Source organism: Marinomonas sp. PE14-40, from assembly GCF_051623805.1.
GTDB lineage: Bacteria > Pseudomonadota > Gammaproteobacteria > Pseudomonadales > Marinomonadaceae > Marinomonas.
On the sequence record NZ_CP130700.1, the window covers coordinates 3,828,442 to 3,844,340 of the forward strand.

General features: G+C 41.1%; 18 protein-coding genes and 1 riboswitch. Of the genes, 8 read left to right on the forward strand and 10 right to left on the reverse strand.

All coding sequences use genetic code 11. The annotated features are described in order from the left end of the window. Positions 1 to 70: 70 nt before the first annotated feature. The gene (locus Q0A08_RS17710) at positions 71 to 484 is read right to left on the reverse strand and encodes a DM13 domain-containing protein (protein WP_438462794.1); all 414 of its coding nucleotides are present in this window, start codon (positions 482 to 484) and stop codon (positions 71 to 73) included. Positions 485 to 713: 229 nt separating this feature from the next. Here Q0A08_RS17710 and thiL point away from each other — a divergent pair, with 229 nt between their 5' ends. Further along, positions 714 to 1,664 (forward strand): thiamine-phosphate kinase, encoded by a 951-nt coding sequence (gene thiL / locus Q0A08_RS17715; RefSeq protein ID WP_438462795.1) that lies wholly within the window; start codon positions 714 to 716, stop codon positions 1,662 to 1,664. Between the two features lie 88 nt (positions 1,665 to 1,752). Further along, complete coding sequence (locus Q0A08_RS17720; protein WP_438462796.1) at positions 1,753 to 2,232, forward strand: phosphatidylglycerophosphatase A family protein; 480 nt, start codon at positions 1,753 to 1,755, stop codon at positions 2,230 to 2,232. Positions 2,233 to 2,288: 56 nt separating this feature from the next. Here Q0A08_RS17720 and Q0A08_RS17725 read toward each other — a convergent pair whose 3' ends face one another. Further along, on the reverse strand, positions 2,289 to 3,188 hold the full coding sequence (locus tag Q0A08_RS17725; protein WP_438462797.1) for a LysR substrate-binding domain-containing protein: 900 nt from the start codon (positions 3,186 to 3,188) through the stop codon (positions 2,289 to 2,291). A 167-nt stretch (positions 3,189 to 3,355) separates the two neighbouring features. On the opposite strand from Q0A08_RS17725, the gene Q0A08_RS17730 reads away from it, so the two are divergent. From Q0A08_RS17730 to Q0A08_RS17745, 4 genes are read left to right on the forward strand one after another with little or no spacing between them, the layout of a single operon-like run. Next, on the forward strand, positions 3,356 to 4,270 hold the full coding sequence (locus Q0A08_RS17730) for a DMT family transporter (protein ID WP_438462798.1): 915 nt from the start codon (positions 3,356 to 3,358) through the stop codon (positions 4,268 to 4,270). Between the two features lie 12 nt (positions 4,271 to 4,282). Continuing rightward, entirely contained in the window at positions 4,283 to 4,459 is a 177-nt protein-coding gene (locus tag Q0A08_RS17735) for a hypothetical protein (RefSeq protein WP_438462799.1), read from the forward strand. A 31-nt stretch (positions 4,460 to 4,490) separates the two neighbouring features. Then, positions 4,491 to 5,423 (forward strand): SPFH domain-containing protein, encoded by a 933-nt coding sequence (locus tag Q0A08_RS17740; RefSeq protein WP_438467664.1) that lies wholly within the window; start codon positions 4,491 to 4,493, stop codon positions 5,421 to 5,423. Positions 5,424 to 5,425: 2 nt separating this feature from the next. Further along, positions 5,426 to 5,872 carry an NfeD family protein gene (locus Q0A08_RS17745; protein WP_438462800.1) on the forward strand — a complete coding sequence of 149 codons (447 nt, stop codon included), beginning with the start codon at positions 5,426 to 5,428 and terminating at the stop codon, positions 5,870 to 5,872. A 106-nt stretch (positions 5,873 to 5,978) separates the two neighbouring features. Here Q0A08_RS17745 and Q0A08_RS17750 read toward each other — a convergent pair whose 3' ends face one another. The 8 genes from Q0A08_RS17750 to Q0A08_RS17785 form a co-directional block, all read right to left on the reverse strand. After that, positions 5,979 to 6,464 carry a DUF1456 family protein gene (locus Q0A08_RS17750; protein WP_438462801.1) on the reverse strand — a complete coding sequence of 162 codons (486 nt, stop codon included), beginning with the start codon at positions 6,462 to 6,464 and terminating at the stop codon, positions 5,979 to 5,981. A gap of 102 nt (positions 6,465 to 6,566) precedes the next feature. Then, the gene (locus Q0A08_RS17755; RefSeq protein ID WP_438462802.1) at positions 6,567 to 7,379 is read right to left on the reverse strand and encodes an amino acid ABC transporter permease; all 813 of its coding nucleotides are present in this window, start codon (positions 7,377 to 7,379) and stop codon (positions 6,567 to 6,569) included. A 108-nt stretch (positions 7,380 to 7,487) separates the two neighbouring features. After that, positions 7,488 to 8,273, reverse strand: coding sequence for a substrate-binding periplasmic protein (locus Q0A08_RS17760; protein WP_438462803.1), 786 nt, complete (start codon positions 8,271 to 8,273; stop codon positions 7,488 to 7,490). A gap of 223 nt (positions 8,274 to 8,496) precedes the next feature. After that, positions 8,497 to 9,036, reverse strand: a complete 540-nt coding sequence (locus Q0A08_RS17765; protein WP_438462804.1) for a hypothetical protein — start codon at positions 9,034 to 9,036, stop codon at positions 8,497 to 8,499. A 110-nt stretch (positions 9,037 to 9,146) separates the two neighbouring features. Next, the gene (locus Q0A08_RS17770) at positions 9,147 to 10,217 is read right to left on the reverse strand and encodes a FecCD family ABC transporter permease (RefSeq protein WP_438462805.1); all 1,071 of its coding nucleotides are present in this window, start codon (positions 10,215 to 10,217) and stop codon (positions 9,147 to 9,149) included. Between the two features lie 6 nt (positions 10,218 to 10,223). After that, positions 10,224 to 11,192 (reverse strand): ABC transporter substrate-binding protein, encoded by a 969-nt coding sequence (locus Q0A08_RS17775; protein ID WP_438462806.1) that lies wholly within the window; start codon positions 11,190 to 11,192, stop codon positions 10,224 to 10,226. 30 nt (positions 11,193 to 11,222) lie between these two features. After that, positions 11,223 to 11,999 (reverse strand): ABC transporter ATP-binding protein, encoded by a 777-nt coding sequence (locus tag Q0A08_RS17780; protein ID WP_438462807.1) that lies wholly within the window; start codon positions 11,997 to 11,999, stop codon positions 11,223 to 11,225. Between the two features lie 86 nt (positions 12,000 to 12,085). Then, entirely contained in the window at positions 12,086 to 12,763 is a 678-nt protein-coding gene (locus Q0A08_RS17785) for an energy-coupling factor ABC transporter permease (RefSeq protein WP_438462808.1), read from the reverse strand. Between the two features lie 63 nt (positions 12,764 to 12,826). Further along, positions 12,827 to 13,055, reverse strand: a riboswitch (cobalamin riboswitch). A 233-nt stretch (positions 13,056 to 13,288) separates the two neighbouring features. Between Q0A08_RS17785 and Q0A08_RS17790 the strand changes: the two genes are divergently transcribed. Next, a complete protein-coding gene (locus Q0A08_RS17790) occupies positions 13,289 to 14,839 on the forward strand; it encodes a 2-isopropylmalate synthase (protein ID WP_438462809.1) in 1,551 nt (516 codons plus the stop codon). 72 nt (positions 14,840 to 14,911) lie between these two features. Then, entirely contained in the window at positions 14,912 to 15,754 is an 843-nt protein-coding gene (locus Q0A08_RS17795) for a hypothetical protein (protein ID WP_438462810.1), read from the forward strand. Positions 15,755 to 15,899: the final 145 nt, after the last annotated feature.

Genomic DNA, 15,899 nt, shown 5'->3' on the forward strand with positions numbered 1-15,899 from the left:
CTTATAAGTTGCGTGTTAAAAAGCCCCTACTGTTCGCAGTAGGGGCTTTTTTTATGGTGAATTTTTATCGCTAGCGTATTTGGCTAGTGCCCCATAATTTGCTGTATGCCTCGCAATGAAAGACCAAAGACTTAAAGCTATTCACATCAATATCAGCAGGGATTTCATACTCACTACCACCTTCAAAGGTATTTACTAAAGAAATAAATACCGCATCGTCCGTGGCGTTATTGCCATTGACACTGGCTGCATCTTGCTTGGATAAGAAAATTTTAACATCTGGACCTTCCTTAGCTTCAAAATTGTCTAATAGTTGAATGTATTTCTTGCCACCCCTTTCGCTAATTCGCCAATCTCCTTCGACAGCATCAGACCCCCAAGAGCGAAAGTCTGCTTCTAGTTCTCCCCAAAAAAGCACTTTGTCGGCTGCATTGACGGATGTAAAACCGAATAACAGAATAAAACTCAGAATTAAATGTTTCACACTCACCTCTTATAGTAATAACCAAATTCCTAATAAATTTATCAGACGCGTAAATTGCAAAAATGTTCCATCACGGCCTAAGTTTAGTGGGTTATCTTGGCTTTACTCTGTTTATTCACTCCAATTTAGCCCTAACAAAGGGTGTTAATTAGGTTCAAAGAAAATATACTGCGTCATGAATTTTTATCTGGTTTAGTGCTTTAACAGATTCGATCTTTAGGTGGCATGAGTGAAAGAATTTGAGTTAATCGAAAATATTTTTAAGAATGCCCAAATGGCAAGTATAGCGGGCCGCCAAGATCTGATTTTAGGTATAGGGGATGACTGTGCGCAAGTTCAAGTCCCCGCGGGTCAGCATCTTGTTTTCTCAATGGATTCCTTGGTTGAAGGGCGTCATTTTCCTTTTGATGCGGATCCTGCTGCTATAGGTTATCGCGCTGTTGCGACTTGCGTAAGTGATCTTGCTGCTATGGGGGCCAAACCTGCCTTTTTTACGTTAGGTTTGACTTTACCTGACTCAGACCCACAATGGTTATCTGCTTTTGCTCAAGGTATGTCTGAATTAGCTGAGCCAATTGGTTTGGTGCTTGTGGGTGGCGATACTACCAAAGGTCCATTAACTATTAGCTTACAAGTTCATGGTTATATCGAGCCAGAGTTTGCTATCAGTCGAGCGGGTGCAAAACAAGGTGATGATATTTATGTCACAGGTGTTTTAGGCGATGCGGCGGCTGCGGTACCCATCATGACGGGCGAAATGATGGTTAAAGGTGATATATATGAGCATTTTTATGATGCTTATTGGCGCCCAGAGTCACGCCTTATCGCCGCTATGGCGCTTAAGCGTGTTGTCTCTAGCATGCTAGATGTCTCAGATGGATTGGTTCAAGACATTCAACATATTCTTAAAGCCTCTTCTGTCGGTGCACAAATTGATGCGGGGTTAATCCCTGTGTCTGAGGCTTTATTACAATGGCAACCAAGCTCCGCACTTAAGTTAGCTTTAACAGGAGGAGATGATTATGAACTTTGCTTTACTGCGCCAGAGTCTGCACGTGAAGAGATTGCTTTAATCACACAAACCTTGCATCTACCTTGTAAAAAGATTGGCCAGATCACGGATTCTGGCTTTGTGGTACAGGGTTATGAGGGTGAGTTTGAAGGTTGGCAGCACTTCTAGGCTTTAAGTGTGTATAAAAAGGTGCGTTTAAGAGCCCCACGAATAAATACAAATAACAATACTGATCATTTTTTAAGGTAAAGAACAAATGGCAAATGATGTCCCTAAGTCCGTATGGCGTAATCCAATACATTTTTTAGCGTTTGGTTGTGGGTCAGGTACCGTTGATAAAGCGCCGGGTACTTTTGGTACGCTCGCGGCGATTCCTGCATACTTATTAATGCAAAACCTAGATTATCAGCTCTATTTTTGGCTCTTGTTAGCCAGTTTTATTGTTGGTGTTTATCTTTGCGATAAAACCAGTAAAGATCTAGGAGTACATGATCATCCAGGTATCGTTTGGGATGAGTTTGTCGGTTATTGGATTACGATGTTTTTAGCGCCCGCTGGCTGGTTATATATAATCGTAGGTTTTGTCTTATTCCGTATTTTCGATATTTTAAAACCTTGGCCTATCTCTTGGGTCGATAAGCATGTTCATGGCGGTTTTGGCATCATGATAGATGATGTCTTGGCGGGCATTCTTGCCTTCGCAGCCTTGCAGGGCTTGATTCAAATGGGGCTTTGATCTTTATGGCTGTCAGCGTCAATTGACATTTTGACAGCCATTCTTCCTCTTATCTATCAAATGTATTTCGATTGCTCAAACTCATCTAATAACCAAGCCTTTAATTGTTGTGCCGCTGGGCTCAGTTTTGTTTGCTTAGGATGAACGAGATAGAAGTTCTTATTGTTGGCAAGGCAATGACCAAAGGGCTCAATTAATTCCTTCTGCTCTAATTCTTTTTGTACTAGTGCTCTATTACTTAGAACTACGCCTTGGCCATGTTTGGCGGCATCGATAGCCAGTAACGTTTGGTCGAAATGAATTTTGGTAATAGCCTGTCTCTCACTTTGGTTAATCTCACTAAAGTGATCTAGCCATTCATCCCAACAAGGATGCAAAGAATTGAAGATGAGCGTTGCTCTAGTTAACTGTTTGGTTTCTTTGATATTACGTCGTGTTAAATAATTTGGGGCGCAAAATAAGCGAATTTCATCATCGAGTATGAGTTGTACCGCTAGATTATTATCTTTTCCATCAAAGTGACGTAACGCGAGATCAACGTTTTCGTTTTGAAAATTCACTGGCTTGTTAGACGCATTGATGTGCACTTCTATGTCTGGGTATTTTGTCATGAAATGGCTCAGTCTAGGGCTTAGCCATTTTGCCGCTAAAGTCTGGGTAAGAGATAAATAAACAGAGTTTGTTTTATCCGTTTTACGGTTTTGACTCGCTGCACAAACCTGTTCTAGGGCAGGCGCAATTTGGGCGAAATATGTCAGCCCCTTTTCTGTTACCACTAGTTGTCTAACTTGACGATTAAATAGGGTATAACCTAGCCAATCCTCCAATTTTTTTACCTGCTGAGAAACCGCCCCCGGTGTGATATGTAGCTCTTGGGCTGCCAGTTTAAAGCTAGCAAAACGCACGGAAGCTTCAAAAGCAATGAGTGCATTTAAGGGTGGAAGTGGTTTTTGCATAAAGCCTCTTTCATCAAGTTCTTTCATTAAAATATTTTTATACAATAGTTTATCTATTCTATAAGACAAGATAAATCGTTTGTACTCAGGGGCCTAATCTCAATAATGAAGAGAGTATTTATAGGCGCAAAGTGCTTGAGCCTGATTGATTGTGAGGTTGAAAGAAGATGAAGTATTTACCCCTAATGGCGTTTTGGCTCCTTGGTATCATTTGGGGCAGTAATTTTATTTATATGAAGATGGCCGCTGAGTACCTTAGCCCATTGCAGATCGTTTTTTTACGAGTGGCGTTTGGCTTTGTGCCTGTGTTTATTTACGCTTATTTTTTGGGTGTGTTAAAGCTCGCTCACATTAAGCATTTGCCTCACTTTGTTGTCATGTCTTTGTTAGCAACCAGTGTATATTACTTTAGCTTTGCTAAGGGTGCTTCGTTATTACCTTCGGGTATCGCTGGGGCACTAAGTGGCACCATACCTCTTTTTGCTTTGCTGTTTAGTGTTTTATTTCTCGCTGAGGAAAAAGCCAGTTTAATGCGAGTGTTAGGACTTGTTTCTGGTTTGGTGGGTGTTATTTTAATCGCTAAGCCTTTTGCCGGTGATATTGCTGCGACCAATCTTGAAGGTGTGCTCTATATGACACTGGGCTCTATAAGCGTAGGTGCCTCCTTTATTTATGCCAAACGTTTCATTTTACCGCTGAACATTCCAGCGGCATCACTCACTACTTATCAGCTAGCTTTAAGTCTAATTATGTTAAGTGTTATTACTCCTTTTCAGGGTATTAGCCAGATAGTTGGTGATCTGCATGCAAGTTTGGGCTTAATCATTGGTTTAGGCTTGCTTGGTACTGGGCTAGCCTATCTTATTTACTATTTTATTATTGCTAAGTCTGGGGCTGTTGTAGCCTCGTCAGTTACTTATATTCCACCCGTAGTTGCTTTAGTGATTGGCGCTTTTGTTGGAGAGGCGATTGGTCTTTATGAACTTGGTGCAACTGGTTTGATTCTCGCTGCTATTTTATTGATTAATAAGAAGCAGACTAATGAGGAAGGCGGATTAGCCCCTAAGAAAAGTGTGAGTTAAAGGCTGTTGGTTATGGCATCTGATAAGGCTGAGAAGAAATGGCTTAACTTCGCTCACATTGCTCACTCTGAAACACTCCTTTTTACTGGTTCTTGGTTAGTTATTCAGGTGAAGAAAGTGTTATTGTCATTAAATTCACGTATAACAATGTCACGTGACATTATGTCAAATAACGCTATGGATAGTTAATAAAAGGAAATTTAAGGTGCAAGAATTAGAAATGTATTTGTCGTTGTCGACGATTATCAGTGTTTGTTTATTTATCTTTGTATTAGTGGTGCTAAAAAGTGGTATTAAGTTTGTACCGCAAAACCGTGCTTGGGTGATTGAGCGTTTTGGCAAATATCAGTCAACCAAAGAAGCAGGTTTAAATTTTATTATTCCCTTTATAGATGCAGTTTCAGCGGATCGCAGTTTGAAAGAGCAGGCCCAAGATGTGCCGAGTCAGTCTGTCATTACCAAAGACAACATCTCTTTAGCGGTTGATGGTGTGCTTTATTTTCGAGTGTTAGATCCGTATAAGGCCACTTATGGGGTTGATGATTACACCTTTGCTGTTACTCAACTTGCGCAAACAACCATGCGTTCTGAGCTGGGTAAAATGGAATTAGACCGAACGTTTGAAGAGCGAAATCAACTGAATGCCAGCATAGTCACTGCCATAAACCAAGCGGCTGAGCCTTGGGGTATTCAAGTGCTGCGTTATGAGATTAAAGATATCGTACCGCCTAATTCTATTATGGAATCCATGGAAGCTCAGATGAAAGCGGAGCGTGTGAAGCGTGCGCAAATTCTTGAGTCCGAAGGGGATAGGCAAGCGGCGATTAACGTTGCAGAAGGTCAGAAACAAGCTCAGGTCTTAGCTGCAGAAGCGGATAAAGCTGAACAAGTACTAAAAGCAGAAGGTGAAGCCAAAGCGATTCTAGCGGTTGCTCAAGCACAAGCTGAAGCATTACAGCTTGTCGGTGAATCAGCCAATACCACACCGGGTCAAAAAGCGATTCAGCTGGACCTTGCAACGAAAGCCATTGAAGCTAAGCAAGCCATTGCTAAAGAGTCTTCCGTCGTATTATTGCCAGAATCAAGCACAGATGCGACAAGTATGGTGGCATCAGCGATGACGATTATTAATACCTTAAATAAAAAGGATTAGGCATGCTCGAATATCTCGCTCAAGGTTTTATTATCTTGGGAATTATTCTGATAACGGTTGAGGTTTTGGTGTTAGGGCTATCAACCTTTGTCTTACTCTTTGCCGGTGTTGCTATGATTTTATCAGGTAGCTTAATGGTATTTGAGTTGATCGAAACGAGCTGGATCTGGGCTTTTTCATCTACTACAGCTATTACCTTTCTGCTTTCTGTTTTATTTTGGAAGCCACTTAAGGCGATGCAAAATAAGGTAGAAGTGAGTGAGAGTAAGACTGAGTTTAATGATAAAGAGTTTGTATTAGAGCAAAATGTGGATATTAAGGGTGAGAGTCAATATCAATACTCTGGCATCATGTGGCAGCTAAAAAGTCAGCATGAGATTAGCAAGGGCACCTTGGTAAAAGTGGATAAAATTGAGGTGGGCGTTCTTTGGGTCAGTGAAGTGGATTAAAACTGAGTTGACCATTAAAGGATGTGTATCAAAGAAGGCCTATTAGTTTTCTAATAGGCCTTCTTTTATCCACACGCTGAGGCGGGAGAACTTATTAGCAGGTTCCCTAGTCGTCATACTCATTGTCAGTAATGGGGCCGCGATGTTTGATCTGCAAGCCTTTCACAAACTGTCTTAAGATCTGATCTTTACAAGGACGGAAATGTTGGTGAGTAGGCTTTCTAAAAAAAGCGCTCAACTCATGTTTACTCAATTTAAAGTTGGCTAATGCCATCAATTCCATAACATCGTCAGAAGTCAGGCTAAAAGCGATTTTTAGTTTGGTAAATACCATATTGTTATTCAATTTACTTTCCACTGGCGCTTTAGGGCCGTCTCTTTGGCCACGTTTAAACACGATCAAGCCATTTAGAAAGTAGGCTAATAATTTGTCATTACAGGCTTTAAAGTCTTTATCTGCATAATGCTTTAGTAGGCTACTCACTTCAGCACGATCTACCGTATGTTCAGCAAGTGCAAAAATTTTAATCATGCTGTTATCGTTAAGATCAAGGATGTAGCGGATACGGCGAATTACGTCGTTATTTGTCATGAGGTTGTCTACTAAATAGTGATTGAAAGTGAGTGTTAATTATACGGGTATCTGTTCTATTGTCCTATTTTATCTTAGGGATTTAAAATAGGACGTATTAGGTCAAAGCACTTGTTTCTGTTTACGGTTTAGATATTGCTCAAACCCCCGAATTAACAAGGACAGTGTGATGGTAAGACAAAGATAAACAAAGGCCACCACATTATAGGTTTCAAAAAACTGAAAGCTGGATGAACTATAGACTTTACCTAGTTGAGTAATATCTTGTACGCCTAGGGCAGACACTAAGGCAGAGTCTTTGATCATGGCAACAAAGTCATTGCCTAGCGGTGGTAATATTTTTCGAAAAGCCTGTGGAAAAATGATAAAACGAAATCTCTGCCAACTATTAAGGCCTAGCGCTTTAGCTGCTTCAATTTGCCCTTTATCGACTTCTTGGATCCCCGCACGAAAGACTTCTGCAATAAAGGCGCTATAGCTTATACATAAGGCTAAAATAGCACGCCAAACCATATTGAAATCTCGCGTCCGGGCTTTATCTAGCCACTGCCACTCAATCGGTTTTTGCATTACCCAGTTGTAAAAGTCGACTAGCTCGGGCGCTCCCACAAAAGCGATATAAAAAAGCAGTACGAGAACAGGTACGCCACGAATCACTTCCACATAAAAACGCGCCACTTCCCTGATTAATCGATAACGAGAAAAGCCCGCAAGTGCGATCACAAGGCCAATGGCACAGGCTATAAAAAAAGCAATTAAGGTAACCGTGACGGTTGTCACGACTCCTTGGCTTAGGGTGTTAAAGATTTTTTGGTAGCCCGTATCGGCTGCAATATTCCAAGTCAGTAAGATGCCACTGACAATGATTGCGAGTAACCACCAGGGTAGACGGCTGAATGAGTATTTAGATGTCATATATAGAATGATGTTATTGGCTAAATGAAGAGGCCTTAAACCTAAACAAGTAGCGTCCCAATCTCTAAACGTATTTAGACAGAGGGGCGCTAGTGTAATTCTTTTTAATTACTTGTTCTTGTAATCAAAAAACCATTTTTTATTCAAGGCTTCTAATGTGCCATCGGCTTTCATGCTAGCAAGGGCTGCATTGATAGGGCCTTTTAACTCAGAACCGGGTGTTAGAATAAAGCCAAACTCTTCCGTCCCTAGTGGGCCGCCAACCACTTTAAACGTACCTGGGTTAGCACCCATATAGCCTTGTGCTGACGTGGAATCCATTAACACAGAATCAACATCACCTGTTTTTAGGGCTTGAACAGAAGGTCCAAAGTTGTCAAAAAGGACAATACGAGGGTTAGCTTCGTTGCCATCTAATACATTGTATACCGCAACATAGAAGTTTGTTGTGCCAGGTTGTGCGCCAAATAAAAAATCATCATCTTTGGCAAACTCTTCGGCATTATTGAATCTGTCTTCATCAGCACGAACTAGCATGTATTGCTGAGATACAAGATAAGCATCAGTAAAGTCAATTTGCTGCTCACGCTCTTCATTGATAGTGATGCCATCCATTCCCACATCAAATTGGCCTTGTTTGACGGCTTGTATCATGGTATCCCAGCTACTGAGCTGCCAATCTACGTTAGCATTTAAGCGCTGCGCAATTTCATTAAAGGCGTCATATTCCCAACCTATGCCTTTGCCCGTTTCTGGGTCAGCAAAGTTAAGCGGCGTGTAGGCATTTTCAGTGACTGCTACTATGGTTTGACCATTCAAATCAGGCAAATCATTTGCCATCAAGACAGTCGGTACACAGGCGAGAGTAAGTGCTAAAAGACGTTTAAATGGCATAGTGATCATAATCTTCCTATCGACATTGTAAGAGGGTTCAAATTCGGTGAGGAATAATACGCTGAAACGCAAGATTCTGCATTATTATAAATCGAAATCGAAATCGAAATTGAAATTGAAATTGAAATTGAAATTGAGTTTATCTTTGTGAAGTAACTGAAAATGTTTATGTTATAGAGGTAAGGCTGGCAGATAAAACAACCAACCTTAGATGAAACTAACCTTAATTAGCCCAGTTATCATACCCTTCTAGTTGCTCAACTTTCGTTTTAAATTCCTGGAGCTCTTCCATATTTAACGGAGCGTAATGTGGGCGAATATAGTAATATTCACGATTTCTTTTTTCTTTGGTCATGGTGAAAATAGCAGGTATTAGAGTGATATCTCCTGCTTTTACAGTAAAAGATACATACTCATCCTTATCAAATTGGTAGTGCTGCCCTTCACCTATAGCTCTTGTTCTACCTTTGTTATGAGCAACTGATTTTAATCCAGTAACTTTATATTCGCCTTCGGCTAAATTTGTTACTACAGAGAATGAGCCTCTTATACGTTCAGGATTAAAGCGTATTGTTTGTTCAATATCATTGTTTAGTACATACTCATACATCCAAGCGCTAGAGGTTTTTGATGAAGTATCAGCAGCAAATGGAGCTAAAACAAGCGTAGAATTTGATCCCGTTGGAGACGGGAGCACAGTTTTACAACCAACTAGGGTAATAGCAATAACAGCGGTCAATGCCATATTAAAAAGCGATTTCATAAAAGGTATATCCTATACATTTTGTTGACATTATTTTGACTTGTGGACATTGCTAGAGAAAGGAGTGTAAGTCAAGGTAATTGTTATTAACTCATTAACCTGAAACTAAATTAATCCTTCTTTAAAATCAGGTAGCAAAAATAGGCTCCACCTATGCCACCAGATAGGATGCCGATGGGCAGTTCTTGTGGCGCTGTGAGGTTTCTGGCTAATAGATCCATATAAAGTAAGAAGCCTGCACCAGCGAGGAAACTCAGAGGAATCAGTGTACGGTTATTGCCACCAATCCAGTGACGTAAAATATGGGGTATGACTAGCCCGATGAAGCCAATTGAGCCAGTTAAAGAGACAATAACACTGGTAAGTAGGCCTGTGCATAATAAGAAAATGATCTGGTAACGTTTTACCGGAATGCCTAAGGTATGAGCGCTTTGGCTACCCATCATTAAAGTGTTAAGTACTGGGGCCTGCCAAATTAACCAGAGGCAAGTGCTAATGACTGTGATACAGGGTAATAACAAGTTCCCCCATTGAGCACGACCAAGGCCACCTAACATCCAAAAAAGAATAGAATTAGCCGTACTTTGATCTCCTAGATAGATCAAAAAGTTAGTTCCAGCCATGAGTAAAAATGAAATAGCGACACCAGCTAGAATGATTTTATCTGGTGATTGGTTGGTCTTTTTGCTAAGTAGTGCAAAGAGGAAGAGAAGGGATAATAGGCTGCCTAAAAAGCTTGCTATGGTGAGAGAGTAAATACCTGCAAATAAGCCTATATGAGCTATGACTATTACCGCTCCTAAAGACGCACCTGAAGAGGCTCCTAATAAAAAAGGATCAGCTAAAGGGTTGCGTGTAACGGCTTGCAATACGGCACCTGCTACCGCTAAACCACCGCCGGCTAGTATGGCTAGTATGCTTCTAGGTAGTCTTAGTTGCCAAATAATACTGGTATGTATAGGGCTAACAGCAGAGGCAAGTTCTGGGTCTATTGGAATCTGAAGTAAGTGATACAGTTTGATCTTAAAAATATTCACAATATCAGTGAAGGTGATATTAGAAACACCTTCACTGATATTCAAAAAGAGCCCGAGTAATAGCAGTCCCAGTAACACAACGATAAGTAAGTGTTTACTTATCGTTGTGTTAGGGTGAGATCCTTGAGACTGAATTAAGCTCACACTAAGTTACTCTGCGAACATTTGTTGAGAAAGTTTTTTTATGGCGCCAATGTTTAATGGCCCTGGTGTGATTTCCCCATATTCAAGTGGTAAGAAACGTTCATTTTTAACCGCACTTAGTTGAGACAGTAATGGGTGGTTTTGTAAGAAGTTCCAAGATTGTTTCCAACCACCTTTGTCATAATCAACCAAAATCAGGAAGTCAGGATTAGTGTCCATAATAGCTTCAATGCTCACCTTGCCCCAACTCGTATCTAGGTGATCCATCACATTGATACCACCTGCCGCTCTGATTAACGCGGTAGGCATACCAAATCGACCTGAAGTAAATACTTTATCTTCTCCTGAATCATACAAAAAGACTTTAACTGGTGGTTTGTCTTTTACTGACGTTTGAATTTCTTGGATTTCATCCTGCCAAGTGTTAACCAGTTTTTCTGCTTTTTCTTGTACCCCAAAAACGGCGCCTAAACGAATCATGTCATCGTATAAAAGTGCCATTTTTGCATCTTCACCTTGTTTGTCTAAATGAACACAAGACTCACTTAGCTCTAAGGTTTTGATATCAAAGCGTTCAAGCCCTTGTGGTGTCACATCTTCGCCAATACGCATGCCGTAATTCCAGCCGGCAAAAAAGAGGTCAGGGTTAGCCGATAAGATATTTTCTAAGCTTGGATTCTTGCTAGCAAGCTCAGGAATACCTTGGCGATCTTTATCAAAACTAGGAGAGGTTTTGTACCACCCCGTAATGCCTGTCAGCCCCACAATTTGATCTTGAAGGTCAAGTGCAAAAGCCATTTGAGACATGTTTTGATCATGAATGACGGCTCTTGTTGGTGCTTGATCAAAGGTAATACTTCTATCACAACTGGTTACTGTGACAGGGAAGTCACTAGCTTGTGCTTGGAAGCTTATTCCTAGGGCAAGTGTTCCCATAGATAGGAGAGGTAGTTTTAGCAGTTTAAACGATTTCATAGGTATCCAAAATATAAACAGAGTCAAAGGTTAATAACTATTGAGTGGCTCTGTGTGAATGCTTAAACAGTCATGTTGATTGGTATAGGTAGTGGCTTTCACTTTAAAAACCTGTTCAAACAATGACTGGGTTAATATGTCTTTAGCAGGACCTTGCTGTATTACCTTACCTTGGCTCATCACCAGTAACTTGTCACAAAATCTTGCCGCTAATTGAATGTCGTGCAAGCTAATGATTAAGGTGATAGGTAAGGACTTAAGTAAATACATAAGCTCTATTTGATGCTGTATATCTAAATGATTGGCGGGTTCATCTAAGACTAAAATCTGGGTGTTTTGGGCTAAGGCACGAGCGATTAAGACGCGCTTTTTTTCACCACCAGATAGTGTGTGAAAAACCTGATGCCTAAGGTTATCCAGTTTAAGCTTATTGATCGCGTATTCTATCCACTTTTGAGCATCATCATCGTGACCCCAGAGCCAATGGCGATAGGGGGTTCGACCTGACTCAATTACCTCTTCGACGGTTAGATAAATATCACTTGGCATCTCTTGCATTACAGCGCTGATGAGCTTTGCACGTGACTTTTCTTTAAAAGAAGAAAGTACTTTGCCTTGGATACTTATCTGCCCAGTCGCATTGGCATTAAGCCCAAGAAGACAGTGGATGAGTGATGATTTACCCGCACCGTTAGGGCCAACTATGCCGAGGGTTTGCTGCTTGGCAAGTTCAAAGTTGACATCGGATAATAGGGTCTTCCCATTATCTAAGGTCAAGCTAATTTGCTCTGCTTTAATAAAGGACATAATCGCTTCGCTAAGGTGAGTAAGGGGTTAGGCAAAGCAAATTGCAATGCCTAACATTTGCCAATCATCAAATAGATACTTAGCGACTAATTTGCTTGATAAAGGCGCTTATAGACCAAGGCAGAGCCTTGTAGCGCATTCATTGCTTTTGTCGCCGCTAGGATAGCGAGATCGACAAAAGGTTCAAGTAACACAACCGTTAGATAAGCGCCAGAGAACGCGCCAACAGAGGCTAAATTTTCGGCACTAAAGCCTTGACCGTAAAATGCCCAGAAAGCGACCCAAGCGACAATGCCTCCTTGATAAGTGAGAGACAGTTTGAATGCTTGAGAGTATTTGATGTCCACATAAGCCGTATTGTCACTGATAATTTTACGAGCGACGATAGACATAGCAAAGAGTGGCAATAGCAGGGTGGTGACATTCATGCCAAATTGAGGAAGGTCGAATGGGGCAAAGAAAACCCCTTGTGCTAATAAACCACCAATAAGGCCAATAGCGGCAGCTGCTGGGCCTAGAATAAGAAATAGGGTTGAGCCTAAAATTAAGTGAACTTCTGAAACACCCACTGGATGGTGCGGGAAGACTTGGAAAAAGACGAATACCGCTAGAATGGCTAGCATGCTTCTGATTATCAGTGTATTTAAGCCACTTTCTTTAATACTTTGATAGGCTGATTTAGCAACTAAGCCAAAGGAAACTGTGGCGGTAGCGTAGCTAAGAAGCAGTTTTGTTCCTGTCACTATCTCTGGTTCGATATGCACTTTGCATCTCCAATTATCATGATCATACACACCCGTATGATGTTAAAAGGGTGGCGAATTTCGCCCTGAAGTACGTATAGGCCGGTCTCCGGACTTTATAAGATAGGTTCATTCCTTCCCAGTTTAGATTAAATAGAAGCTACTTAATCTAGCTAGTGGAATTGAACAGTGCTACTTGCTCTTATATACCGTTGCGGGGGCAGTACAGGCTTTACTTCTTCCTGAAGTGCACCTGTTTCCCGTTTAACTTTTGTTTAAATCAGATAATAAAATCTTATTTTTAGATTCAAACTTAAAGCACCTAACGCGATAAACTCGTTTATGAGTTTAATTATGCGAGAGAGTAACCATTTGCAATGGCCATCGCAACTTATCCAACTAGATAAATATTCACGTTAAAGAGAATATTACTTTATTCATTGTGTTAGATTTAATCTGACATGGGTTAATCAAACCGCACTAGAATAAAAACAGACAGGCTATTCTTTTTTCGGGTAGGAAAAGGCTAGATGAAGGTGGAGTATTATGGCAGATAATAATTTAATCATTTTTGATACAACCTTGCGTGATGGTGAGCAAAGTCCAGGCGCATCTATGACGCAAGAAGAAAAACTGCGTATCGCGAAAACATTAGAAAAAATGCGAGTGGATGTTATCGAGGCGGGTTTTGCTATTGCAAGTCCTGGAGACTTCGCATCAGTAAAGGCAATTGCAGATAGTGTAAAAGATTCAACCATTTGCTCTTTGTCTCGTGCGTTAGATAAAGATATTGACCGTGCTGCAGAAGCACTTAAAAATGCCAATTCAGGGCGAATTCATACCTTTATTGCAACCTCTCCGATTCATATGCAGTACAAGTTAAAAATGCAACCAGAAGACGTGGTTGCACAAGCGGTACATGCGGTAAAACGTGCACGTAATTTAGTGGCAGATGTTGAGTTTTCTTGTGAAGATGCTGGGCGTTCTGAGCTTCCTTTTTTATGTCAGATCATTGAAGCGGCAATTGATGCTGGCGCATCGACAATTAATATTCCCGATACGGTTGGGTACGCCTTGCCCCATGAGTTTGGCGATAAAATAAAATACCTACTTAATAATATCCCCAATGCAGATAAAGCCATCTTCTCTGTGCATTGTCATAATGATTTGGGTTTGGCTGTGGCGAACTCAATTGCAGCGGTTGCCAATGGGGCGCGCCAAGTCGAATGTACGATTAATGGTTTAGGTGAAAGAGCAGGGAATGCATCGCTTGAAGAAGTGGTTATGGCTCTAAAAACGCGCCATGATTTGCTAGAACTTGAGACTAATATTGATACGAGCTTTATCGTGCCAGCATCTCGCTTAGTCTCCAGTGTGACGGGGTTTCCCGTTCAGCCAAACAAAGCTATTGTGGGAGCCAACGCCTTTGCCCATGAGTCAGGTATTCACCAGGATGGTATTTTAAAACATAGGGAAACCTATGAAATTATGCGTGCTGAAGATGTGGGTTGGAAAAACAACAAACTTGTCATGGGTAAGCACTCTGGTCGTAATGCCTTTAAATCAAAGATGGAAGAGCTGGATATAACCTTTGAATCAGATGAGTCATTAAATGCCGCCTTTGCTCGCTTTAAAGAGTTGGCAGATAAAAAACATGATATTTATGATGAGGATTTAACGGCGCTTATGTCAGCGGAGCGAAGCTTTAGTGATAATGAAGATCACTTTAAGTTCGTGTCTATGACATCGTCTTCTCAGACAGGTTCTTTACCCAAAGCGAGTATCGTTATGAATGTTGATGGGGTAGAACACAGTGTTGAATCGACAGGTGATGGACAAGTAGACGCTCTCTTTAAGAGTATTGAGTCCTTAGCGCATTCTCATGCAAAGCTGAGCTTGTATTCGGTGAATGCCGTTACCCAAGGAATAGAAGCTCAAGGGGAAGTGACAGTTCGATTAGAACGTGATGGTCGTATTGTAAATGGTATGAGTGCCGATACGGATGTGATAGCCGCTTCTGCTAAAGCGTATATTAATGCTTTGAATCTACTTTGGAATGAAGTTGATAAGGCCCATCCTCAGCCGCACCATTTATGATAGACTTGCCTCTGTTTAATGCTAAAGCGCATTAAACAGAGGCATTTACTTCTTTATGTGGATTACGATTGAATGAAATCAGTTGCAAACTTATCGTCAGAGCAAGCTTATTGCTTAGATCAGATGGGAATCTCGCGGTGGCAAACACCCGTAACTGAACATACCTTTGTGGTTCATCGTCCGCTTAATCCTTGGCAAATCCCCAATCTCAACGTTAACCAAGAAGAGACTAGTCAGAGAGATAGTTTCTCTCAAGAATTAGGCCTTTCTCCTAGCCATGATGGTGGCTTTGCACCTGCTCAAGCGAAAGCAAAAATTGATTCTGATAGTCAGAATAAAACCGTCGCAGGCTTAAAACAGGAGCTTGAAGCGGAAGCGGGTGTCATAGTTGAAGACTTACAGCCGATAGAAGAGCTATCTGTTGCCATAGAGCCTGCCCCTGTCATAGTAGAAGGCTTACCTCAGCAATTGCATTGTTTTAGTTTGCTCATCGAAAATAAGCTTTTGATTCTTTCTGATGTGCCTATGGGGTTCCATGATCAGGTAGAGATTGAAAAGTTGGCGATGAAAATGGCCCAGGCCTTACTTAAGCAAACAGTGGGAGAGTGGCAGTCAGGCAGCTTTAATTGGCCAGGCCAGTTGCGGAATCCTTTTTTTGCCGATAGAAGTGATTGGTTATTAGGTGCACTTGAAAGCCATATACAAGCGCGTTTAGGTGATCACTCTCTCGATAAAGACTCCCCTTTGTGGATTGTGCTAGCAGGGCAAAATATTCAGCAAGTGTTTGCTGAAATTTCTACACAGCCTTTATTCTCCAATACTAAACAAGCCAGTATTGTTAGCTTACCTCAGTTATACCGTATACCAGAGTTAAAAGCAGACGCTTGGAAAGCTCTGCAAGGTTTACTTGTCTAAGTATTCAGCCTTAGTTAGTGGCTATTAAACTGTTCCTTTTCTTGCCTTTTTAGACCTCTTAAAAAGAAAATGCCTTGTTGTCACTTTTTCATTCACTGTATTGGGCGCTGATTCATCATGCCTTTACTTCTGCCTTCTTTATTTA

Bases quoted from the DNA above. Each gene is read 5' to 3' on its own strand.
- Q0A08_RS17720 (WP_438462796.1), top strand. From the start codon at position 1,753: ATGGCAAATGATGTCCCTAAGTCCGTATGGCGTAATCCAATACATTTT.
- Q0A08_RS17725 (WP_438462797.1), bottom strand. From the start codon at position 3,188: ATGCAAAAACCACTTCCACCCTTAAATGCACTCATTGCTTTTGAAGCT.
- Q0A08_RS17730 (WP_438462798.1), top strand. From the start codon at position 3,356: ATGAAGTATTTACCCCTAATGGCGTTTTGGCTCCTTGGTATCATTTGG.
- Q0A08_RS17735 (WP_438462799.1), top strand. From the start codon at position 4,283: ATGGCATCTGATAAGGCTGAGAAGAAATGGCTTAACTTCGCTCACATT.
- Q0A08_RS17740 (WP_438467664.1), top strand. From the start codon at position 4,491: ATGTATTTGTCGTTGTCGACGATTATCAGTGTTTGTTTATTTATCTTT.
- Q0A08_RS17745 (WP_438462800.1), top strand. From the start codon at position 5,426: ATGCTCGAATATCTCGCTCAAGGTTTTATTATCTTGGGAATTATTCTG.
- Q0A08_RS17750 (WP_438462801.1), bottom strand. From the start codon at position 6,464: ATGACAAATAACGACGTAATTCGCCGTATCCGCTACATCCTTGATCTT.
- Q0A08_RS17755 (WP_438462802.1), bottom strand. From the start codon at position 7,379: ATGACATCTAAATACTCATTCAGCCGTCTACCCTGGTGGTTACTCGCA.
- Q0A08_RS17760 (WP_438462803.1), bottom strand. From the start codon at position 8,273: ATGCCATTTAAACGTCTTTTAGCACTTACTCTCGCCTGTGTACCGACT.
- Q0A08_RS17765 (WP_438462804.1), bottom strand. From the start codon at position 9,036: ATGAAATCGCTTTTTAATATGGCATTGACCGCTGTTATTGCTATTACC.
- Q0A08_RS17775 (WP_438462806.1), bottom strand. From the start codon at position 11,192: ATGAAATCGTTTAAACTGCTAAAACTACCTCTCCTATCTATGGGAACA.
- Q0A08_RS17780 (WP_438462807.1), bottom strand. From the start codon at position 11,999: ATGTCCTTTATTAAAGCAGAGCAAATTAGCTTGACCTTAGATAATGGG.
- Q0A08_RS17790 (WP_438462809.1), top strand. From the start codon at position 13,289: ATGGCAGATAATAATTTAATCATTTTTGATACAACCTTGCGTGATGGT.
- Q0A08_RS17795 (WP_438462810.1), top strand. From the start codon at position 14,912: ATGAAATCAGTTGCAAACTTATCGTCAGAGCAAGCTTATTGCTTAGAT.